Source organism: Micromonospora sp. CA-244673, assembly GCF_050948395.1.
Taxonomy (GTDB): domain Bacteria; phylum Actinomycetota; class Actinomycetes; order Mycobacteriales; family Micromonosporaceae; genus Micromonospora.
Genome location: NZ_CP192019.1, coordinates 6,860,273 through 6,881,891, shown reverse-complemented (window position 1 = coordinate 6,881,891; position 21,619 = coordinate 6,860,273). Strand labels below are relative to the sequence as shown.

The window sequence follows — 21,619 nt, the reverse complement described above, 5'->3', positions numbered from 1 at the left end:
ACCGCATCAACCACGCGAAAGCGAGCGCCGCCATGACCGTTCTGCTGCTCCTGCTCTTCCTGCTCCTCCTCGTCGGCGCCAGCGCCTTCGGGCTGACCGCCGACACCCGGGACTCGGCCGACTGGAAGCCGACCGAGGACGGGCGCCGCTGGCACTCCCGTACCTGCTGAGGTGATTTGCTCCGTCTGCGCCGTTAATCCTCGGCGGGACCGCGCCAAAAGGGGCGGCCCCGCCGACGGAGGCCATCCGGCGTACGGCAGGCTAGGAGCATGGCTGACGGCTCCTGGTACGACGCCGACATCGACCACGTGATCATTTCCGAGGCGCAGATCCGTGAGAAGACCGCGGAACTGGCCAAGCAGGTCTCGGCGGACTACGCCCACGTCGACGACGGTCTCCTGCTCGTCTGCGTGCTCAAGGGCGCGGTCATGTTCATGGCCGACTTCGCCCGGGCCCTGGGCCGCCAGGGCCCGCCCGCCGAGCTGGACTTCATGGCCATCTCGTCGTACGGCCAGGGCACCACTTCCTCCGGCGTGGTGCGGATCCTCAAGGACCTGGACCGGGACATCGCCGGCCGGCACGTCGTGGTCGTCGAGGACATCGTCGACTCCGGTCTGACCCTCTCCTGGCTGCTGCGCTACCTGGAGTCGCGCTCCGCGGCCAGCGTCGAGGTGGTCGCCCTGTTCCGCAAGCCGGACGCGGTCAAGGTGCCGGTCCCGGTGAAGTACGTCGGCTTCGACATCCCGACCGAATTCGTGGTCGGCTACGGCCTCGACTTCGGTGAGCGCTACCGCGAGGTGCCCTACGTCGGGGTGCTCAAGCCCGAGGTCTACGCCCGGGCCTGACCCCGGCGCCCGGCCGGTCGTCAGCCGACGTTCAGCGGGCTCTCAGCCTTCCGGTCTACGGTAGAGGCCGGTGACGTGGAGGCACTCTCCACGCCCGACCCCTCGAACCGCGTGACCGGGCGGTCGGGTGGCCGGGTGGGGAGCTCCCCGCCACGCCGGCTCAAACCCGGGTTCGCCGTACGCGTAAGTGCCGGGCTCGCAAGCTCACATCTGGCGCGAACGGTGTACCGTCGAATGACCGCGGCGCGGCAGTTGAGGCGCCTCGGGGTCGGGGCCGGCCCGCACGGCGGCTGCGGCCGCCGCCCGAGGCGGCGACACCAATCAGACGGTCAGGACGTCGATCAGGAGGATGCGGGCGCCTCGGTGCCCGACAACAGTATGGAACGTACGCGTTTCTTCCGCCGACCGGTGGTCTGGATCATCCTGGTCATCCTCGGCGCCGTTGTGCTCAGTCAACTCTTCACGGCTGGCCCGAGCTACCACCGCGTGGACACGTCGGTGGCGCTCGACCAGCTCCACACCGCAAAGATCAACAAGGCGGTCTTCCAGGACAAGGAGCAGACGCTCCAGCTCGACCTGGCCCAGAAGACGAAGTTCGGCGACACGACCACCGACCGGATCGAGGCCCAGTTCCCCTACGAGGTGGGCGGCCAGGTCTGGAACGAGGTCCTGGACGCCAAGGCGGCCAACCGGGTCACCGGTCCGGCCGACACCAAGGTCTCCTCGGACAGCATCTGGGTGAGCCTGCTGGTCAACCTCCTGCCCATCGCGCTGCTCGTGCTCCTGCTGCTGTTCTTCATGTCGCAGATGCAGGGCGGCGGCTCGCGGGTGCTCAACTTCGGCAAGTCCAAGGCGAAGATGATCACCAAGGACACGCCGAAGACGACCTTCGCGGACGTGGCCGGGGCGGACGAGGCCGTCGAGGAACTGCACGAGATCAAGGACTTCCTGCAGAACCCGGCGAAGTACCAGGCTCTGGGCGCCAAGATCCCGAAGGGCGTGCTGCTCTTCGGCCCGCCCGGCACCGGTAAGACCCTGCTCGCCCGCGCGGTCGCCGGCGAGGCCGGCGTGCCGTTCTACTCGATCTCCGGCTCGGACTTCGTGGAGATGTTCGTCGGTGTCGGCGCCAGCCGGGTCCGCGACCTCTTCGAGCAGGCCAAGTCGAACGCGCCGGCGATCGTCTTCGTCGACGAGATCGACGCGGTCGGCCGGCACCGCGGCGCCGGCATGGGCGGCGGGCACGACGAGCGGGAGCAGACCCTCAACCAGCTGCTGGTCGAGATGGACGGCTTCGACACCAAGGGCGGCGTCATCCTGATCGCCGCCACCAACCGGCCGGACATCCTCGACCCGGCGCTGCTGCGCCCGGGCCGCTTCGACCGGCAGATCCCGGTCGACGCCCCCGACATGGAGGGCCGCAAGGCCATCCTGCGGGTGCACGCCAAGGGCAAGCCGTTCACGCCCGACGTCGACCTCGACTCGGTCGCCCGGCGCACCCCCGGCTTCAGCGGCGCCGACCTGGCCAACGTGATCAACGAGTCCGCGCTGCTCACCGCCCGCAAGGACCAGCGGGCGATCACCAACGACTCCCTGGAGGAGTCGATCGACCGGGTGATCGCCGGTCCGCAGCGCCGGACCCGGGTGATGAGCGACCAGGAGAAGAAGATCACCGCGTACCACGAGGGTGGGCACGCGCTGGTCGCCTGGGCGCTGCCGCACGCCGCGCCGGTGCACAAGGTGACCATCCTGTCCCGGGGCCGGTCGCTGGGCCACACCCTGGTCCTGCCGACCGAGGACAAGTACACCCAGACCCGGGCCGAGATGATCGACACCCTGGCGTACGCGCTGGGCGGCCGGGCCGCCGAGGAGCTTGTCTTCCACGAGCCCACCACGGGCGCCGGCAACGACATCGAGAAGGCCACCCAGCTGGCCCGCGCGATGATCACCCAGTACGGCATGAGCTCCAAGCTCGGCGCGATCAAGTACGGCACCAGCGGCGACGAGCCGTTCCTCGGCCGCAACATGGGCCACGAGCGGGACTACTCGGACGCGGTGGCCGCCGAGATCGACGGCGAGATGCGGGCACTGATCGAGCTGGCCCATGACGAGGCCTGGGAGATCCTGGTGGAATACCGGGACGTCCTGGACAACATCGTGCTCGAGCTGATGGAGAAGGAGACCCTCTCCACGGCCGACATGGCCCGGATCTGCGCCCGGGTGGCGAAGCGCCCGCCGATGGCCCCCTACCACGGCTTCGGCAAGCGTCAGCCCTCCACCGAGCCGCCCGTGCTCACGCCCGCCGAGAAGGAGACCCTCAAGGCGCAGGCCCAGGCCGACGGCGCCTCGGTCGGCGGGTCCCCCTCGAACAACTCGGACGGTACCCACTGACCACCGACCCGACGGCCAGCTCCCGCGACCGGGAGCTGGCCGTCTCCGCGACCGAGCCCGACGGGGACGACGCGCTCGACTACGTCGCCGCGCGCCTGATCAGCGGCAAGCTGACCGGGCGGCCGGTGGAGGAGAGCGTCGACCTGGCCCGCATCGAGAAGGCGGTCCGGGAGATCCTCATCGCGGTCGGGGAGAACCCGGACCGGGACGGCCTCCAGCAGACGCCGGCCCGGGTCGCCCGCGCGTACGCCGAACTCTTCGCGGGCCTGCGGGTGGACCCGGCGCAGGTGCTCAGCACCACCTTCGAGGCCAACCACGAGGAGTTGGTGCTCGTCCGGGACATCGACGTGATGAGCCTCTGCGAGCACCACCTGCTCCCGTTCCGGGGCAGCGCGCACATCGGCTACATCCCCGGGCCGGATGGCCGGATCACCGGCCTGTCCAAGCTGGCCCGGCTGGTCGAGGTGTTCGCCCGGCGCCCCCAGGTGCAGGAGCGGCTCACCTCCCAGGTCGCCGACCTGCTCATGGACAAGCTGGCGCCGCGCGGCGTCGTCGTGGTGCTCGAGTGCGAGCACATGTGCATGGCGATGCGCGGCATCCAGAAGTCCGGCGCCAAGACGATCACCTCGGCGGTCCGGGGCACCCTCCAGCACGACCCCAAGTCGCGCGCCGAGGCGATGGCCCTGATCATCCCGCGCTGACCACACCGCCACCGGGCCCTTCCCTCACGGGAGGGGCCCGGTGGCGTGTCCGGTCGCTCAGTCCGCCAGCATGGCCAGCAGCAGGCCGGCCGTGGTCAGCACCGCCGGCACCAGGCAGACCAGCGCGCCGAAGCGGGGCGTCCGGTCCACCCGGTCGGCCGGGCGCGGCCGGAACAGCCGCCCCACCGCGAGCCAGCCCAGCATGAACGCGACCGCCGGCAGCGGCAGCCCCACCACCAGCGCGACCACCGTCACCGGGCCGGTGCCCGTGGCGAGGAGGAGCGCGAGCTGGATGAGCGGCACCACCAGCGCCAGCGGCCCGTAGACCAGCAGATTGCGGGGGTACGCCGGCCAGCGGGCCAGCCGGGGCAGGCCGCGCGCGGCGAGGCTGTCGTCCGCCGCGTCCGCCCAACCCCGGGCGGTCCGCAGGGCCGCCAGCACCGCCGCCGGCCCGGCCGCCATCGGCCGGGCCGCCTCGGACACCTCCGGGGGCGTCGGCACCAGCGAGATCGCCGGCACACCCAGCTCCCGGAGCCGGGACTGCTGCGGGGCGAGCCGTTCGCGAACCGCGGTCAGCTCCTCCCGGGCGGCCGCCACGGACCGGGCCTGCTCACCGGCGGCGGTCGCCGCGGCCCGGCGTACGCCGTCGAGCTGCCGGGCGGCGGCCACGTAGTCCGCCCAGGCGGCGCCGGCCGGATCCGCGTCGACCGTCGGGCCGCCGGACCGGGGCGCGGGCACAGCCGTGCCGGCTTCGCTCATGCTGCCTCCCCGGTTGGCGACTGCGGGGCTCGCAAGACCGGCTCACCCCTCACGGGTCCTCCCCGAACGGCACCAGCACCGTGCCCTGCTCGCCCGGGCCGTCCCAGAGCACGGCCCGGCCCGGCCGGGGCCGCCAGAGCACCGGCCGGTCGAAGAGCTGCTCCAGACGGCCGCCGGGCACGTCGGTGACCACCACGGCGGTCAGCTTGTCCACCTCGCCCTCCGGGCCGAGCAGCCCGGCCAGCGGCGCCACCGTGCGCCACCAGCCGAGCAGGTGCCGGCCGGCCGGCGGACCCTCCAGCAGCAGCGCGCGCAGCAGCTCGGGCGGCAGCTCGGTCCCGTCCGGCACGTCCAACCCGAACACCACGAGGTAGCCCGGCTCGTCCGCCGCCATCGCCGCCCGCAGCCCGGTCACGTCGACGGTCTCCACCCGGTGCCGCCCGGCCAGTTCGGCGGCGAGCACACCCGCCGGCTCGGCCGACCCGTTGGCCAGCGGCGCCAGCACGAACCGCGCCGTGCCGGGATGGGCCGCCGCCGCGCTGCGGACCGCCGTGACCAGCAGCCGCTCGGCCTCCTCGTCCCGGCCCAGCACCGCGAGATTCCGGCCGGCGGCCGGCCCGAGCGGCACGGCCACCGTGGAGCGCCGGACGTCCACCGCCCGGCCGAGCAGCGCGGCCGGCGCGTGCGCCCGGCCGGCCAGCGCCGCCCGGTGCCGAGGATCGTTGGCGAGCAGCGGGCGGGCGAACCCGGCGAAGACCACCGGCGGGCCGGCGCCCTCGGGCCGGGCCGACCAGAGCCGGTGCCGCAGGTCGGCGAGGACCGCGGGGTCCTCGTGCGGGTCGGGGAACCGGATCATCCGCTCGTGGCCCCGGGTCGCGCCACGCGGGCCGCCCAACCCGCCGGCGGTGTTCACCACGGCGCTGCCCACCGGCAGGCCGGCGGCCGCGTCGTTCGTGGGCTCCAGCACGGCCGAACCGCCCGGCAGCGCCACCCGGACCGGGAACTGGCCGAGCAGCGGGTCGCGCGGGCCGCCGATGCCGAGGTCGCCCTCGCCGGCCAGGACCAGGTGGATCCCGTACGACCGGGCGGCGCGGGCCAGCCCGTCGAGCCGGGCCAGCAGGTCGGCGGCGAGCCGGTCCCGCTCGCGCAGCAGCAGCGGGAAGTTGTCGATGACACAGACGATCCGGGGCAGCGACTGGTGCTGGCGCAGCTCGGCGTAGCGCTGGCCGCCGGCCCGCCGGGCCGCCTCCTCCCGGCGGTGCAGCTCGGCCTCCAACTCGCCGAGCAGGTCCGCCACGTACTCCCGGTCGGCGGCCATCCCGGCGGCCCGGACCTGCGGCACCCAGGACCGGTCCCGCTCGGTCTGGAGGAACTCCACGAAGGACTCGCCGTCGTCGAGGTCGGCCAGGTAGAGGACCAGCTCGTCCGGGCCGTAGCGGGCGGCCAGGCCGAAGAGCGCGTCGGTGAGGAACGCCGACCGCCCCGCCTGCGACCGCCCACTGACCAGCCAGTGCGGGGTCAGCTCGGTGAAGCCCAGGCTGACCGGCCGGCCGGCGGCGTCACCGACCGTCGTGGTGAGCCCGTCGACCGAACCCTCCGCCCAGAGGTCACCCTCGGGCAGCAGGTCGGTGAGGGCCAGCCGGGAGCCGTCCTCGATCTGCCGGACCAACCGCCGGCACACCCCGGCGACCAGCTCGGCGGGCGGATCCTCGTCGAGGAAGACCGGGCAGTTCAACCCGCCCGGCGACTCCGCCCCGGGGCTGCTGAACCCGGCGGCGGGCGGGTCGCCGACCAGCGCGTACGCGGTCCGCACGGCGAGCGGGGTGGCCTGCGGCAGCGGCGAACCGGCGGGCCAGCCAGCCAGCACCAGGTGCAGCCCGGCCCGGGGCCCCTGGGCGGCCAACTCGGCGAGCCGGTCCAGATCGGACCGGGTGGCGCCGTCGGGTAGGGCGGCCACCATGAGCAGCAGTGTGCGGTCGTGCCCGCGCTGGCGCGCGGTGCCGGCGGCCACCCACTGCTCGGCCTCGGCCAGCACCGCCCGGAGCCCGCCCAGGTCGGTGGCGGGCGGCGGCAGCAGACCCGCGTCGGCCAGCGCCGCGTAACCGGCGAAGGCGTCGCCCGGGCCGCCGTCGACGGCGCGGGCCAGCAGGGCGCCGGCCGGGCTGGCCGCGAACAGCCGCAGCAGCAGGGCCCGGAGCAGCCCGGCGACCCGCGGGTCGCCGGCGTCGGCGTCGATGCTCAGATGTCCACTGCCGAGCAGCGGCACCAGCGCGGGGAACCGGGCGTCGTCCAGCGGCGCGGCGGCACCCACCCGGACGAAGGCGGGCGGGCCGTCGCCGGGCGGGGCCGTCGGGGCCAACGTCTCGATGGGCTCGCCGGCCCAGCCCGGCGCCGCGACCGCCGCGGCGGCACGGAGCCGCTCGGCCAGCTCGTACTGCCGGTGGTGGTCGGCGGGGGCGGGCCGGATCTCGTCGAGGATCCCGGCCGCCGCGGTAGCGGTGGCCTCGGCCCTGCGTTGCAGCGCGGCGGCCCGGCCGGCGCGCGCCTTCGGACTCGCCACCCGTCCACCTCTCTTCCCGAGGCTGACATCTCCTCCCCGGTGGTGACGGTATCCCAGCCGGGGGCCGTCCTCCGGGATGTCGGTCGGCGCGGTGACCGGCTCAGCGGTGAGCAGCCTCACCGGCCGGCGGTTCGCCACGGCCTCCGTTCGGACCGAGCGCCGCCCGGCGCCGGAGAGGCCGAATTATGCCGCAGATCCGCCAGTTCTGAGGCATTGGGTACGCGGCGCGCAGCCGATAGCCTCAGGAGGTGGAATCAGTGCAGCCCCCCGCCGGTTCCCAGGTCTCCCGCGTACCGGCGCAGCGGACCCCGCCCGAGCAGTTGGCGCCGCCCGCGCCCGCTCCGGCGCCGGTACGCCCGAAGCGGCGGCTGCGGACCGTCCTCGCGGTGGTCGCCGGGGTGCTGGCACTTGTCTGTGCGGGCGGCGGCATCGTCGGATTCGTGCTGTACGACCGCGCCACCGCTCCCGACCGCAGCGCGCCGGACGTGGTGGTAGCCAACTACATCCAAGCATTCATGGCCGACCGCAACGACACAAAGGCGCAGGAGTTCACTTGCGAGGGCAAGACCGATCTCGCCAGCTTGCAAGCGCTGCGCGATGATCTTGTCGCGCGCGAGAAGAAGTTCGACACGACGATCTCGGTGAGCTGGGGCGCGTTGAGCACCGAGAAGTCAGGTGATGAGGCCCTCGTCCAAGTCGACCTCATCATTTCGGCCTACGTCGACGGGATCTCCCAGAGCGATCGGCAGGCCTGGCGGTTCAACACAAGAAGAAGCGACGGCTGGGGGGTCTGCACGGCCGAGCGCGTCGGGTGAAGTCCTACTCCAGCCAGAGCAGGTGCACCGGCACCTCCATGGTGGTCGGCGCTTGGCCGCGCCAGGCCCAGCGGTACCACTCCAGTTCCGGGGCCACCCGGACGCAGATGTCCCCGTCCGTGCCGGAGTAGGTTTCGGTGACCGCGCGCAGGTCGCGCTGCTCGGTCGACCCGTTCACATGCACCACGCGCCGGCCGGTGACGGAGTCGGCCTCGAAGACCGGAGTCGGCGGGCGGCAGGTGGGCGCGTCGAGCGAGACCAGCCGGATGCCCGACTCGGTCGGCCCGGCCGGCGGCCGTCGCTCGCCCACGGTCTCCACCCAGACCCGCTCCACCGGCACCAGCGGTGCGAAGACCTCCACCTGCTCGGACTCGGCGCGGTACCACTCGTGCTCCGGGATGACCGGCACGTAGGTCCGGCTGCCCTGCACCACCCGCTCGTCGGCGCGCAGGTCACCGCGCCAACCGAGTCCGGGCAGGCCGACCAGCACGCGGCGGCCGCGCAGCTCGATCCGGCCGGTGGCCGGCACGATCTCGACCGGGCGGGGTGGCTGCGGGGCCCAGTCGGGCCGGTCCGCGAAGGGGTCGGGCAGCGGGTCGCTCATGGGCCGGTGCGCCTCACGCGGTCCCGTCCACGGGCGCACCCCGCTCGCGCATGAACGGCACCGGGTTGATCGCGCCCCGGCTGGACCGGTCGCTGTCCACATGCACCTCGAAGTGCAGGTGCGGGCCGGAGGAGTTGCCACTGGTGCCGGAGAGTCCGATCACCTCGCCCGCCTCCACGGACTGGCCGGGCACCACCCGGGGGCGCTCGATCATGTGGCAGTAACGGGTGATGTAGCCGCCCGCGTGCAGGATGTCCACGAACCAACCGCAGCCGCCCTTGTCCGGCCAACCGTCACGGTCGCAGTCGCGCTTCCCCGAGTGGTCGGGGTCGCAGCGGGCCACCAGCACGCGGCCCGCCGAGGCGGCGTGGATCGGGGTGCGCTTGTCCGCGGCGAGGTCGACCCCGTTGTGGCTGGGCCGCTGGGTGGTGCGGAAGCCGGAGACGACGCCGCCGGGAAGCGGGGCGGTCCAGCCGGAGGCGGCGATCCTGGCACCGGCGGCGGCGTCGCAGACCGCCTTGCCGGCGATCTCGACGGTCCGGGCGGCCCCGCCGGCGAGCGTGTCCACGATCCGGCCGGCCAGGTCCTCGTGCTTGGCGTAGGCGTCCGGGAAGGCGCTGACCTGCACCCGCTGGGCCACCACGGTCAGCGGCCGGTCCTGCCAGTTCCGCACCTTGACCATTTTCTCGTAGAACTTCCGGGCCGTGTACGAGGGCGTCATCCGCTGCTCGACGCTGCCCCACCCCGGCCGCTGCTGGAACAGCCCGAGCGAGTCGTGGTCGGCGCCGACGCCCTCGTGCGGCAGGGCCAGCGACGCCGGCACCTTGCTGTTGGCGAGGTTGCGCAGCCCGGACTCCTGCATCGCGGTGGCCAGCGCGATCACCCAGCCGCGGGCGGGCACCTTCAGGTCCTGGCCGACCTTGATGATGACGGCGGCGTTGCGGAGCTGGCCGTCGCCGTACTCGGTGAAGCGCGGCATGTCCCCGGTGAGGTTGACCTGGTAGGCCGGGTCACAGTTGAGGCCGGCGAGCGCGCCGTCCTTCTGGTCGCCGCCCAGTTCGGTGAGGAGGAACGCGCCCGCGCCGCCGACGCAGCAGAGCAGGGTGAGCACCGTGGTGACCGCGGTGAGCAGCACGCCGACCCGCAGCTTGCGACGGACCGGCGCGATGACGCCGGAGCCGGCGCTCACTGCCGCTCCCAGTCGACCGCGTCCACCAGCCACCGGCCGTCGGTGGCCACCAGTTCGAGCCGGAGGCGGCCGTCGTCGAGCGGGACCAGCACCTCCACGAAGGACTCCGTCCGGGGGCGGAGGGTCACCGCGCCGGCCACCCGGCCGGCGGGCACGCTCTCCGGGTCGGCGCCGGTCATCTTCTCGACGAGGGCGGGTGTGGAGAGCGGCCGCAGGCGCGACAACCACGCCTCGCCGCTGCTGCCCGGGCCGGTCAGCCAGGCGGTGGTGAACCGGCTGGCGGTCTGCTCCGGGGTGGCCTCGCCCGGCCGGGTCTTCGGTGAGACCGCCGCCGGAGGGCTCGACAGCATCCCGTCCTCACCGGCGTGCGGGTCCACCGTGCTGATCGGCTGGCTCGGGCGGGTGCTCAGACCGAGAGTCGAGTCGACCGGGCCGGAGACCAGCCGGGCCGCGCCGATCACGCCGAAGACCAGGACGGCGATCACCAGCGCGACACCGAGGCGGGACCGCAGTACGCGGGTGACGAGGAATTCCAGTGCCCGCCGCACCGGCCTCACCGTGCCTCGGAGCGGATCCGCGGCGCCGGCTTCGGCGCGGCGGTGCGCTCGGCCGAGTCCGGCCGGTAGACGGCGAAGGAGGGCGCCTCCTCGGGCACCTCCGGCCCGGTCCAGCTCCCCGGCGCGCGGCGGGGTCGGGGCGCGGCCGTGCGGCCGGACCCGCGCTCGGCCGGTGGGGCGTCCTCGGGCCGAACCCGCCCGTCGGGCCGCTCCCGCTCGACCACCGTGACGGTGTGCGCCGGATCCTCGTGCCGGGCCTCCGGCCGCAGGCTGCGCTGGTCGGCCGTCACGCCGCGCCGCCGCCCCATCGCCGGCTCGGCGGTGCCACCCGGCTCGGCCACGTCGAGGCGGGCCGCGACCCGCATGTCGCGGAAGAACCGCCGGTGCCAGGAGCCGGCCGAGCTGACCGCCTCGCTGCTGTCCTTTCCGCCGAGCTGAGTGATCCGCCGGTACGGGCGGAGCAGCAGCCAGCCCACCACGCCGCAGAGCCAGACCAGGACCACCTGGAGCCAGCCGGGCAGGGTCGGCGTGTTCATGATCAGATCCACGGCGAACAGGTAGATGGCCGCGCCGGTGCCGAAGATGGCGATGTTGAACACCGCGGCCACCACGGCGTTGGCCAGCCGCCGGAGGCCGGCGCTCGCGGGGCGCATCAGCCCGACCGTGCCCAGGATCGGCGCGGCGATCACCGCCCAGCGGAAGATCAGGAAGCCGAGCAGCACCAGCACCGACGCGGTCAGGTCGAACATCGCGAAGAGCAGCGAGGCCAGCACCGCGATGAACCCGGCCCCGATCCGATCCATGTCGCGGACGCCCTGGAGGTACTCGTACGCCTCCGGGTCCTCCGACTTGATCTGCTCGGCCACCCGGGCCCACTGCTGCTGCTTGGCCTTGATGACCACATCACGGGTGCCGGGGTTTGCGCGGATTGATTCAGCCTCGTCCCAGGTCAGCGACTTGGCGTCGTAGAGCGCCGGGCCGTACTTCTTGGCGGTCTCGCTGTCGGCGGAGCCGAGCACGCCGCGCAGCCAGTTGCGGTAGAGCATTGTCTCGGTCGCCGTGTCGCTGGCCCGCACGGCCGGCGGGCGCTTGTCGACACAGGCGTTCGGATTCGGCAGAGCGCACCTGTCCGGGGGGATGTCCTTGGAAGCCGGGCCGACGGCGTCGTGCACCACGCCGAGGGTGGTGATCAGGGTGCTGTCGGCGATGTTCGCCGACTTGACCGGCCACGCGGCCAGGGCGGTCACCGCCACCATCACCAGGATCGCCCAGCCGGCCGTGGTCATGGCGTTGCTCATGTCCGACTGGCGCGAGCGCCAGAGCAGGTAGAGGCCGACCACGCAGATGGTGATGATGCCGAAGACGCTGAACACCTTCTGGTAGACGGCCTTGGTGGCCTGCTCCACCAGCGGGTCGGCCCAGCGCCACATCGTCCGCGGATCCCAGGCGCGCTCGCGCAGGGCGTTCGACGCGCCGATGATCGCGTTGGCGAACATGAACTCGCCGTTCGCGACCATCGTGGTGAACCGGTAGTCCGGATGCAGCACCGAGGACGCGCAGCCGCCGTCGACGTCGTACGTGGTGTAGCTGTATCCGGCGTAGCCGTAGTCGCTGTAGAGGCCCTTGGGGCCGGGCTCCTTGGCGGAGTCGGGGCGGGACGCGAACCAGCCGGCCAGTCCGGAGTCCGGTGCGCCGGGGACCGGCGCGTTGCGGCACTCGACCTGGTCCTCGCTCACGGCCTTGAGCTTGGCGACGCAGGCGCGGAAGTCGGCCTGCCACTGCTTGGTGCTGCACAGCTCGGCCCGGGCCTGGGCGGCCGGCACGGCGGCGTACGCGGGTGTCGCCCCGACCAGCGGCCAGGCGATGGTGGCCCCGGCCAGTAGGCCGAGTGCGAGGAGGAGCGCCGCGATCCGTGCCCGGGCCCTCGCCATGTCACGCCTCCAGATCAGCCAGGACGGTCGGCAGTTGCCCGGCGGCCTGGGCGACCGCGGCGGGGGTGGTGTCCAGGTGCTCCAGCAGCCCGTCGACGTACGACACGTCGACCCGGACCTTCTGCACGCGGCCGTCGACGTCGCGCATGACGAACTCGCGGAAGCCGAGCCGGGCGGCCGAGCCGCTGTCGGCCTGGGACAGCGAGGCGAGGGTGGCCTCGTAGCCGTCGTTGACCGGCACCCGGAGCAGCCGCAGCGCCTCGGAGGCGATCTCGGTGTCCTCGGCGATCCGGCCGACGAAGACGGTGGAGACCAGGTTCTGCACGTCGAGCCCGAGGATGTCCTTCGGGTTCTGCGAGGCGACGAGCGCGGCCAGGTTCCACTTGCGGGAGTCGCGGGCGAGGCGGACCAGGAACGACCGGCCGGAGCGCCAGCCCTCCATGAAGTGCGCCTCGTCCAGGCCGACCAGCTTGCGGGAGGACATCGAGCCGCCGTAGCAGCGGCGGACGGCCAGCCGGTGCGCGGTGTGCAGCATCGGCAGGGCCAGCGCCTCCTCGGCCGACCAGTACTCCCGCTCGATCTTGAGGTCGGGCAGCCGGAGCCCGGCCATGGTGATCACGGTGAGCGCCGCGTCGGCGCCGAGCAGCCCCTCCGGCGGCCGGCCGAAGAAGAGCATGGCCAGCGGCATCTCGGCGGTGTCGAGGAGCAGGTTGGCCAGCTCCCGGCCGGCGTCGTCGTCGAGCCCCTGGAGGCAGGCGACCACGTCGTCCAGCGTGGAGGTCTCCTCGGCCGGCACCTGGCGTACGGCGTGCCGGAACAGGGTGGCCGTGGACGCCTCCCGGGCGACCTGTGGCGGCACCAGCATCATGCAGATGTCCTGCACCAGCATCCGGCGCTCGGCGCGGGCGTTGGAGACCGCGATCTCGAACTCCCGGTCGCCGGCCGCTCCGGCGCCGAACTCGCTGCGCAGCGGCGTGGGGATCAGCGCGTACGGTGCCAGGGTGCCCTGCTCCGAGCCGGTCAGGTTGAGCACCCGCGAGTACGGCGCCAGCTCCGGCATGGCGCAGAGCCGGGCGAGCGGGCCGGACGGGTCGAGCAGGGTCACCTGCACGCCGCGCCGGGCTGACAGGTAGCCGAGCGCGCCGAGCAGGGTGGACTTGCCGCCGCCCGGCTCGGCCACGAAGACGGCGAGGCCGGAGCGCTCGCGGACCTCCATGGGGAAGTGCAGGTCGAGGAAGACCGGGCGGCGGCAGGTGCCGGCGGTCCGGCCGATCAGGTCGCCGCGCCGGTCGCCGACCGTGGAGGCGGCCTGGGGCAGCGCGGCGGCGAGCAGGTTGACCGGCATCCGCCGGACGTAGCCGGTGTTGGCGATCGGCTCGCCGGGGATGAACTCGCGGGCCAGCCAGTCCTGGTTCTTCGGGTGCTGGAGCGAGATGCGCAGCTCACGCGAGTAGAGCTGGATGAGCCGGCGGGCCCGTTCCAGGCACTCCTCGCGGGTGCGGCCGCCGACGGCGATCCGGTGCCAGCCGTGCGCGCGGGCCGAGTCGACCGGCAGGCCGGTGGTCATCTCGTCGCCGATGACCAGTGCCCGCTTGGCCAGCCGCTCCAGCTCGGGTGGGGCGTCGATGCCGTGCTCGGCGTAGTCGAGCTGCTGGGAGCGGATCATCCGGAGCCGGTGTTCGAGGTTCCGGAAGGAGTCGCCGGGGCCGAGGATGTCGACCCGGGTGGAGAGTTCCATCGGCCACGGCAGCCGCTCGTGGAAGTGCAGCCAGGGCTCGTGCCGTTCGGGGATCTCCAGCGGTTCCATCCGGCCGACCGCGAGCACGGCCACGTGCCGCTCCTCGCCGGTCATCCGGTTGACCAGCTTGACCGTCGAGCCGTACGGGGTGCGGTAGCGCTCGACCTGCTCGGTGAGGGCCAGCAGATCGCCGCGTTCCCACCGCCCGTTGGTGATCGGGGACAGCACGCCGGGCGGCGCCATGCAGAGCGCCACCGAGCGGTAGAGGAGCCACTCCAACTCCTGCGCGGTGACCCGGCGGCCGCGCATGCCGAACGCGCCGAGCACCTCGTCGAACTGCTCGACGGTGCGGCCCAGCCGGCGCCGCTCGCCGTCGGCGGTGCCCCGGCCGAAGGTGCGCAGCAGCCGCTCGGTGAGCGAGTCGCCGAGCGATCGGCGGGCGAAGGTGACGCCGAGGTAGGTCTGCCCCTCGGCGTGGTTGACCGCCATGAGGTGCCGCTGCGCCGCGACCAGATGGTCGGCCCAGCCGGTGGTGCCGGGCACGTCGGGCAGCGGCGCGGCGGTGTGCGCGTCGATGGTGCGGGCCCACTCGTCGGCCGGGAACGGCCGGGTGGTGCGGCGCAGGTGCAGCCGGAAGCCGGCCAGGCCGGCGTACTGCTCGGAGATCGCCGAGAGCAGCGCCTCGCGCTCGGCGTCGGGGCGGAACGCCCAGCGCACCTCGGGCAGCCAGTACCACGCGGTGACCGTGTTGGGGGTGAAGGTGAGGTGGCCGGCGATCTCGGTGATGGCCAGCTCCACCGCGGGGTCCCGATCCCCGAACTTGATCTTCGGGGCCCGGACCCGGACCGGCTTCGCGGGCTTGCCGCCGCGCTCCGGCGACCGCTGCCGGGGCGCGGCCACCTCCCGGCCGGACGGGGTGGCCAGCTCGCGCGTCTCCGGCCGGGGCTCCGCCGGCCGCCGGTCGCGCCGGCGGGCAGGGCGCTCGACCGGGGCCTCGGGCTCGGCCGGCTCGGGCTCGGACCGGAGCGCCGGGAGCCGGTCGCCGACCTGGTGCGGCACCCGGGTACGGGTGGCCGGCGGCGGTTCGAGGGCGGGCTGCTCCGGCGCTTCGGGGACGACGTGCGCCGCCGGGCGGGCGGCCTCGACCGCCTCGCGGGGCCGGCCCACGGGGCGGACGCCGGGCGCGCTCTCCCGGAATCGGGCGGCCGGCGGCTCGTCCTCGGGCCGGGCGGGCAGGGCCGGTGGCGGCAGGGGCCGCTCGACCGGCTCCACCGCAGCGGCGTGCTGGTGCGGGATCGGCAGGGGCGGCTCGACCGGAGCGGCGTGCTGCGGCGGGACAGCCCCGGGCGGCTCGACCGGCTCGACCGGGCCGGTGTGCTGGGACGGGACCGTCCGAGGCGGCAGGGCCGGCTCGACCGGAGCCGCGTGCTGGTGCGGGATCGGCGGCGCCTCGCGGCCGATGCCGCGCCGGGGCGGCGCCACCACGGGCTCCACCGGGACGGGCGGGCCGGCAGGCGGGCTCGCCGGCCGGCGGACCCGGGGCTGCGCGCCGCCGAAGAGGTCGAGGAAGGGAGAGTCGATGTCGCCGCCGTCGGCGACCACCGGCTCCCGCTGCTCGGTGCTGCCGCGGGGAGCCAGCGGCCGGGGCGGCTGGAAGACCCCGACGCGACCGTGCTGGGGGCTGGTCACCAGGGCCGGGTCGAGGGTGGCCTCGTCCAGCTCCTCGTCCGGTGGGTAGTCGAACGATCGCGCACGGTTACCGTGGGGTCCGGCCGGGCGCCCGGCCGGGGAACCCGGCGTGGAAGAGCGACTCATGCGACCGCCTCACCCGCGTCGTTCGTCTGCGCCGTCTGCGTACGCCCGGTCATGCCAGTTCCTCCCGGATCCTGATCCGGCTCGCGACGAGGCGCGGGTCGCGCAGCTCGGCGGCCGGCTCCCGGGTGCGTCGCCAGTCCGTCAGCGCGGTCCGGATGACCATGCGCGCCGGCCGGTCCGGGTCGACGTACCGGAAGATGAACGAGGTCGTCACGATGGCGAGCGAGATCTCCCAGGCGGGAAAGAGCTCGACCTGGAGCGTGAACAACCAGTGGATGAACATGTAGAGGGGTACGAGCAGCATGAACAGGCCGTACTGGGCGTACGGCAGGTGGACGGGAAGGGTGTACCCGGGCGGCCCCAGGTAGACGAGGCGTGCCCGGTAGATGTCGTCGTCGGTGCGCAGCCGCATCGTCGCCCAACGCCTATTCGAAGATCAGGTTGATCAGGTAGTCGCCGACGAAGAAGAGTGTGGCCGCGCCGGCGATGAAGGCCAGCCCGATGATCGCGATGGCCGAGCTGGTCAGCACCTTGGAGATCTCACCCCGGCTGGCTCGGCCGATGAAGATCACGCCAAGCACCGCGAGCAGGATCGGCGCGATCTTGCTGGCGAAGAAGGAGACGACATTGTTGGTGTCGATGCCCTTCGGAGCCGGCTCGGCGAGTGGAGTCGACGCCAGGGTGTGGAGCGCGTGGTCGACAGCGGCGGACGCCGTCCCCATGAGCTCGATGGCGATCACTGGAAAACCTCCCCAAGGTCGCGGCCGGCGGCGCCGCGGTGGTGCATGTGGGCAAAGCCTGGCGGGATTGGTGCTCGCTGCACACAGCGTCGGCGACGCTGCGTTCGTCACCCACCACGGAGGGTGGTGAGCTTTGGGAGGATCTGTCCCGCTTCGGCCCTCCCTCCAGGCTTCGCCATCTCGATGCTGGGCAATTCCAAAGCGTACGGCCCGGCCACCTTTGCGACAACCCGCGAAGAGTCGACCCGGAACGGGCCCGAAGACCGATCGTACACCTGTTCCAATCGGCACGTCAGGGCCGTCGTCCGGTGGGGTCGCCCGGGCCGCCGGAAGCCCTGCTGGCGACCGGTACTGTCGGGTCCGTGACCGATCTGGTACGGGCGGAGGCCCCGGTGGTGATGGGCGTCCTCAACGTCACGCCCGACTCCTTCTCCGACGGCGGCAGATACGCCGACCTGGACGCCGCAGTCGCACACGGAGTGCGACTGCGGGCGGCCGGCGCGGACCTGGTCGACGTCGGCGGCGAGTCGACCCGGCCGGGCGCCGACCGGATCGACGCCGAGACCGAGATCGCCCGGGTGCTGCCGGTGATCCGCGAGCTGAGCGCCGCCGGCATCCCGGTCAGCATCGACACCAGCCGGGCCAGGGTGGCCGAGGCGGTCCTCGCCGCCGGCGCGGACGTGGTCAACGACGTCTCCGCGGGCCTCGCCGACCCGGACATGGCCCGGGTGGTCCGCGACGCCGGCTGCCCCTGGGTGCTGATGCACTGGCGGGGACACTCGCGCGAGATGCGGGACCTGGCCCGGTACGCCGACGTGGTGTCCGACGTGCGCGCCGAGCTGAGCCGGCGCGTCGACGAGGCCCTGGCCGCCGGGGTGGCCGCCGACCGGATCATCGTCGACCCGGGGCTGGGCTTCGCCAAGACCGCCGCGCACAACTGGGAGCTGAGCGCCCGCCTGCCCGAGCTGGTCGACCTCGGCTTCCCGCTGCTGTTCGGGTCGAGCCGCAAGTCCTACCTGGGCCGGCTGCTGGCCGACCACGAGGGCAACCCCCGCCCGACCGCGGAGCGGGAGGCCGCCACCGTCGCCACCAGCGTGCTCGCCGTGGCCGCCGGCGCCTGGGGGGTCCGCGTGCACGACGTCCGGGGCACCGCCGACGCGCTCGCCGTCTGGCGGGCCACCGGCCGCCCTCGCCTGGCCCGGCCCACCACGCACGAGGGAGAGCAATGACCGACCGGATCGAGCTGACCGGCCTGCGCGCGCACGGCCGGCACGGCGTCTACGACTTCGAACGCGCCCAGGGGCAGGAGTTCGTGGTCGACGCCGTGCTCGAACTCGACCTGGCCCCGGCCGCCCGCTCGGACGAGGTGACCGACACCGTGCACTACGGCGAGCTGGCGGAGAAGCTGGTCGCGGTGGTCACCGGCGAGCCGGTCAACCTCATCGAGACGCTCGCCGACCGGCTGCTCGCGGTCTGCCTGGCCGAGCCGCTGGTCACCGCCGCGACGGTCACCGTGCACAAGCCGGAGGCCCCGATCCCGCACACCTTCCGGGACGTGGCCGTGACCATGCGGCGTACCCGATGAGCCGGGCCGTCCTGTCGATCGGCAGCAACCTGGGCGACCGCCTCGCCCACCTGCGCGCCGCGGTGGCCTCGTTCGGCGACACCGTGCTGGTGGTCTCCGGCGTCTACGAGACTCCACCGTGGGGGGACGCCGACCAGCCCGCGTACCTCAACGCCGCGGTGCTGGTGCGGGACGCGGCGGCGACCCCGCGCGACTGGCTGGCGCGGGCCCGGGCCGCCGAGGCGGCGGCCGGGCGCACGCGCGACCCGGAGCGGCGGTACGGGCCGCGCACCCTGGACGTGGACGTGATCGCGGTCTGGGACGCGGCCGGTGAGCCGGTGCTCAGCGCGGATCCGGAGCTGACGCTGCCGCACCCCCGGGCCCACCTGCGCGCCTTCGTGCTGCGGCCGTGGATCGACATCGAGCCGCACGGCCGGCTGCCCGGGCACGGCTGGCTGACCGACCTGCTGAACGCCGAGCCGCTGGCCTCCGACGCGCTGGAACTCGGTCCGCGCCCCGATCTGGCGTTAGAGTCGGACACATGACCCTGTGGAGCCGGACGGCATGAGCCAGGCGCAGCCCCCGCGCGACCCCGACCGTTTCCGGATGGGTCCGACCCGGATCTCCACGCTGGTGGTGGCCGCGCTGGCCGCCGCCGCGCTGGCCTGGCTGCTGATCAGCAGTTTCTACGGGGCGGCCCCCGACCTGCCCTGGCTGCCGGTGGTCACCCTGGCGGGCCTGGCGGTGCTGGAGGGGTACGCGGCGGTCAACACCCGGGGGCGGATCGAGCGGCGCCCCGGCCGGGACCCGGTGAACCCGCTGCTGGTCGCCCGGTTCGTGGCGCTGGCCAAGGCGTCCGCGCTGGCCGGGGCCATCTTCGCCGGCTTCTACGCCGGGCTGACCGGCTGGCTCTTCCTGGAGCCGACCAACGCCGCCATGGACGACCGGCCGGCCGCCGGGGCGGGCCTGCTCGCCTCGCTCGCCCTGGTCGCGGCGGCGCTGTGGTTGGAGCGGGCCTGCCGGGTTCCCGAGCAGGAGGACGACGAGGACCGCGAGCCCGGCGACCGGGAGACTCCGCGCGGCCGCCTCTGATCAGGGGGTTCCCAGCACCTCCCCCCGCAGGTACCGTGCCTGGCGACCGGAGAGCAACGGCCGCCGCCGGTCCGCCCGCGCGTCGGACCACACGGCCGGCCATGTGGGAGGCGCGGGCCATGGGGTACGACGAGACGGGCCGGACTGCGCCGGTGGAGACGTCGTCCGGGGTGCCCGCGGCCGTGCTGGAGAACGTCTTCGACGACCCCTCCCACGGCGAGCCCGGCCGGGACCGGATCGCCGTTCACGTGGTCTGGGAGTTCCTGCTGCTGCTCGGGCTGGGCGCGGTGACCTGGCTGCTCTGGCGCGAGGACGCGGACGCGCTGCGCGGCGCCGCGCTGAAGACGCTGTTGGTCGACGTGGCCGGGCTCGGGCTGCTCACCCTGGCCGCCGGGCTCAGCATGCGGACCGCCGCCGTGAACCTGGCGGTCGGGCCGGTGGCGCTGGCCGCCGCGCTGCACTTCGCCGAGCAGGGCGACCGCGGCGTACGGGAGGCGCTGCTCCCGGCGCTGGCGGTGGCGGCGCTCGGCGGGCTGGCGCTCGCGCTGGCCGTGGTGGTGCTGCACGTGCCCGCCTGGGCGGCCAGCCTGGCCGGTGCGGCCGGCGTGATCGTGTACATCGAGCGGCGGACCACCCCGGTCGTGGTGCAGGGCGGCTACGACCCCCGGGGCACCGCCCTCTACCTCTTCGTCGGGTTCGCCGCCGTCGCCGTCCTCGGCGGGCTCTTCGGCGCGATCAAACCGGTCCGCCGGCTGGTCGGGCGGTTCCGGCCGATCGCCGACCCGGCCCGGCGGCGGGGTGCCGCGGCCGCCACGGTGGCCGCGCTGGCGCTGGTCGGCTCGACGGTCCTGGCCGTCCTCGGCGGCGTGCTCATCGCCGCCAACGGGGACGGCCCGGTGGCACCCAGCACGGGCTTCGACTGGTCGGTGCTGGCGATCGGCGCGGTCATGCTCGGCGGCACCAGCGCGTACGGGCGGCGGGGCGGGATCTTCGGCACCCTGCTGGCGGTCTGCACCGTGGAGGTCTTCCTGGCCTGGGCCGTGGCACAGGACTGGACGATCAGCCGGTGGGCCGTCGGCGGGGCCACCCTCGGCGCCGGGCTGCTGGTCACCCGGCTGGTCGAGACGTTCGGCCGGCCCCGGCCGGCGCCACCGAACGCGCTCCCGGCCGGCCCGACCGGTCCCGGCGGCGACGGCGCGACCAGCACCGGCTGGGCGCTGACCCCGTCGCCCGAGCCGGCCGACGCCTGGCCGTCGGTGCTGCCCGTGCGGAACACCGACACCGTCGACTCGTGGGAGTCGCCGCGCTGGGAGAGCGAGCCGCGCGGCTGGGACGCCGGAGACCGCTGATCGGCCCGACCGGCGCCTGCGCCGCGTCCGTCCGGCCGGAGCTGATCTCGCCGGTTAGGCTCGGCGGCATGACGGACACTCCTGCCCCCGGCGGCCGTACCTTCGACGAGCTGGACAAGCTCTCCACCGAGGACCTGCGCGAGCAGGCGTTCCACCTGGCCCGGGAGCGCCGCGACGTCGAGTTCTTCTGGTCGGTGCTGCGCCACATGCCCAACGCGGACGAGGCCGCGATCCTGGACGGCGCCCCCAACTCGATCGGGCCGATCGTCGACGAGGCCAACGCCCTGTGGCGGGAGATGACCGGGCACGGCTACGAGGAGCCGGAGTCCACGCCGCTTCTGCGGGCCGCCTTCATCGACTACCTGATGAAGCACTGAGCGATGCCCGCCCGCCGGCCCTCGGCGGTGGACCGGGTACGCAGGTTTGCCCGGCGCGGTGGGCCGGGAACTGACCGCTCCATGGCCCTCACCAACCGCCCCCGCACCGTCGCCTCGTACGGCACGGCCGCCGGCACCGGCACGCTCGCCGTGCTCCTGCTCGTCGCGGTCTGCGGCAGCCCCATGTACGTGGGCTGGGTGCAGGACCACACCGACCCGACCGGGGCCGGTGGTTGGTTCCTCCGGCTGCTCGCCTGGCCGGCCTGGCGGCTGCACGCCGACGACCCGTCGCAGGGCGTGCTCGCCACCAACCTGCGGGCGATCCTGCTCATCGTGCTGGCCGCCGCGCTGCTCTACCTGCTGCCCGGCCCGCAGGTGGCCCGGGTGGAGAGCTCGGGCAGCCAGTTCTTCTCCGGCTGGGGCGCGTACGCCCTGGCCGCCGGGTGCACGGCCCTGCTGGCCACCCTCCTCGGGCCGCACGGCTCGCTCTTCGCCGCCTTCCAGTCCGCCAGCACCGGCGTCACCTACGGCTTCTTCGCCGGCTGGATCGTCGGCCTGGCCAGCCTGGGGGGACGGGCCTGACCGCGGCCGGATC

Annotated in this window: 21 protein-coding genes; 12 read left to right on the top strand and 9 right to left on the bottom strand. The window is 74.0% G+C overall.

Annotation, left to right across the window (positions count from 1 at the left end; genetic code table 11):
* The first annotated feature begins 32 nt into the window (after positions 1-32).
* The 4 genes from ACQP12_RS31720 to folE all read left to right on the top strand — a co-directional run bounded on the left by ACQP12_RS31720 (position 33) and on the right by folE (position 3,934).
* A complete protein-coding gene (locus tag ACQP12_RS31720; RefSeq protein ID WP_357941786.1) occupies positions 33-170 on the top strand; it encodes a hypothetical protein in 138 nt (45 codons plus the stop codon).
* Positions 171-269: 99 nt separating this feature from the next.
* On the top strand, positions 270-845 hold the full coding sequence (gene hpt / locus ACQP12_RS31715; RefSeq protein ID WP_357941784.1) for a hypoxanthine phosphoribosyltransferase: 576 nt from the start codon (positions 270-272) through the stop codon (positions 843-845).
* Positions 846-1,223: 378 nt separating this feature from the next.
* Entirely contained in the window at positions 1,224-3,233 is a 2,010-nt protein-coding gene (ftsH, locus tag ACQP12_RS31710; RefSeq protein ID WP_091267614.1) for an ATP-dependent zinc metalloprotease FtsH, read from the top strand.
* A gap of 35 nt (positions 3,234-3,268) precedes the next feature.
* Positions 3,269-3,934 carry a GTP cyclohydrolase I FolE gene (gene folE / locus ACQP12_RS31705; protein WP_357941998.1) on the top strand — a complete coding sequence of 222 codons (666 nt, stop codon included), beginning with the start codon at positions 3,269-3,271 and terminating at the stop codon, positions 3,932-3,934.
* A 57-nt stretch (positions 3,935-3,991) separates the two neighbouring features.
* Here the strand turns inward: folE and ACQP12_RS31700 are convergent, their stop codons facing one another.
* Both ACQP12_RS31700 and ACQP12_RS31695 read right to left on the bottom strand, forming a co-directional pair.
* Positions 3,992-4,693 (bottom strand): hypothetical protein, encoded by a 702-nt coding sequence (locus ACQP12_RS31700; RefSeq protein ID WP_433283671.1) that lies wholly within the window; start codon positions 4,691-4,693, stop codon positions 3,992-3,994.
* Positions 4,694-4,742: 49 nt separating this feature from the next.
* Positions 4,743-7,253 carry an FtsK/SpoIIIE domain-containing protein gene (locus ACQP12_RS31695; RefSeq protein ID WP_433283670.1) on the bottom strand — a complete coding sequence of 837 codons (2,511 nt, stop codon included), beginning with the start codon at positions 7,251-7,253 and terminating at the stop codon, positions 4,743-4,745.
* A 257-nt stretch (positions 7,254-7,510) separates the two neighbouring features.
* On the opposite strand from ACQP12_RS31695, the gene ACQP12_RS31690 reads away from it, so the two are divergent.
* Positions 7,511-8,068 carry a hypothetical protein gene (locus ACQP12_RS31690; RefSeq protein WP_433289540.1) on the top strand — a complete coding sequence of 186 codons (558 nt, stop codon included), beginning with the start codon at positions 7,511-7,513 and terminating at the stop codon, positions 8,066-8,068.
* A gap of 4 nt (positions 8,069-8,072) precedes the next feature.
* Here the strand turns inward: ACQP12_RS31690 and ACQP12_RS31685 are convergent, their stop codons facing one another.
* Genes ACQP12_RS31685 through ACQP12_RS31655 form a run of 7 tightly spaced genes read right to left on the bottom strand, consistent with a single transcriptional unit; the run spans position 8,073 to position 16,642 of the window.
* Positions 8,073-8,672 carry a hypothetical protein gene (locus ACQP12_RS31685; RefSeq protein WP_433283669.1) on the bottom strand — a complete coding sequence of 200 codons (600 nt, stop codon included), beginning with the start codon at positions 8,670-8,672 and terminating at the stop codon, positions 8,073-8,075.
* A gap of 13 nt (positions 8,673-8,685) precedes the next feature.
* A complete protein-coding gene (locus tag ACQP12_RS31680) occupies positions 8,686-9,861 on the bottom strand; it encodes a M23 family metallopeptidase (protein ID WP_433283668.1) in 1,176 nt (391 codons plus the stop codon).
* Positions 9,858-10,418, bottom strand: a complete 561-nt coding sequence (locus ACQP12_RS31675) for a hypothetical protein (protein WP_433283667.1) — start codon at positions 10,416-10,418, stop codon at positions 9,858-9,860. The genes ACQP12_RS31680 and ACQP12_RS31675 overlap by 4 nt, the downstream gene beginning before the upstream one ends.
* Positions 10,415-12,349 carry an MFS transporter gene (locus ACQP12_RS31670; protein WP_433283666.1) on the bottom strand — a complete coding sequence of 645 codons (1,935 nt, stop codon included), beginning with the start codon at positions 12,347-12,349 and terminating at the stop codon, positions 10,415-10,417. The genes ACQP12_RS31675 and ACQP12_RS31670 overlap by 4 nt, the downstream gene beginning before the upstream one ends.
* 1 nt (position 12,350) lies before the next feature.
* On the bottom strand, positions 12,351-15,902 hold the full coding sequence (locus tag ACQP12_RS31665) for an ATP-binding protein (protein WP_433283665.1): 3,552 nt from the start codon (positions 15,900-15,902) through the stop codon (positions 12,351-12,353).
* A 49-nt stretch (positions 15,903-15,951) separates the two neighbouring features.
* A complete protein-coding gene (locus tag ACQP12_RS31660) occupies positions 15,952-16,314 on the bottom strand; it encodes a hypothetical protein (protein ID WP_091317037.1) in 363 nt (120 codons plus the stop codon).
* Positions 16,315-16,327: 13 nt separating this feature from the next.
* Positions 16,328-16,642 (bottom strand): hypothetical protein, encoded by a 315-nt coding sequence (locus ACQP12_RS31655; RefSeq protein ID WP_151465372.1) that lies wholly within the window; start codon positions 16,640-16,642, stop codon positions 16,328-16,330.
* Positions 16,643-17,004: 362 nt separating this feature from the next.
* Between ACQP12_RS31655 and folP the strand changes: the two genes are divergently transcribed.
* The 7 genes from folP (at position 17,005) to ACQP12_RS31620 (ending at position 21,606) form a co-directional block, all read left to right on the top strand.
* Positions 17,005-17,871: a dihydropteroate synthase gene (gene folP / locus ACQP12_RS31650; protein ID WP_433283664.1), complete on the top strand. Its 867-nt coding sequence runs from the start codon at positions 17,005-17,007 to the stop codon at positions 17,869-17,871.
* Positions 17,868-18,227, top strand: a complete 360-nt coding sequence (folB, locus tag ACQP12_RS31645) for a dihydroneopterin aldolase (protein ID WP_433283663.1) — start codon at positions 17,868-17,870, stop codon at positions 18,225-18,227. The genes folP and folB overlap by 4 nt, the downstream gene beginning before the upstream one ends.
* On the top strand, positions 18,224-18,751 hold the full coding sequence (folK, locus tag ACQP12_RS31640) for a 2-amino-4-hydroxy-6-hydroxymethyldihydropteridine diphosphokinase (protein ID WP_357941763.1): 528 nt from the start codon (positions 18,224-18,226) through the stop codon (positions 18,749-18,751). Before folB ends, folK begins: the two co-directional genes overlap by 4 nt.
* A 61-nt stretch (positions 18,752-18,812) precedes the next feature.
* A complete protein-coding gene (locus ACQP12_RS31635; protein ID WP_433283662.1) occupies positions 18,813-19,298 on the top strand; it encodes a DUF3180 domain-containing protein in 486 nt (161 codons plus the stop codon).
* A 119-nt stretch (positions 19,299-19,417) separates the two neighbouring features.
* The gene (locus tag ACQP12_RS31630) at positions 19,418-20,647 is read left to right on the top strand and encodes an ABC transporter permease (RefSeq protein ID WP_433283661.1); all 1,230 of its coding nucleotides are present in this window, start codon (positions 19,418-19,420) and stop codon (positions 20,645-20,647) included.
* Positions 20,648-20,715: 68 nt separating this feature from the next.
* Complete coding sequence (locus tag ACQP12_RS31625; RefSeq protein WP_151465377.1) at positions 20,716-21,024, top strand: hypothetical protein; 309 nt, start codon at positions 20,716-20,718, stop codon at positions 21,022-21,024.
* A gap of 81 nt (positions 21,025-21,105) precedes the next feature.
* Entirely contained in the window at positions 21,106-21,606 is a 501-nt protein-coding gene (locus ACQP12_RS31620; RefSeq protein ID WP_357941756.1) for a hypothetical protein, read from the top strand.
* The last annotated feature ends 13 nt before the right edge of the window (positions 21,607-21,619 follow it).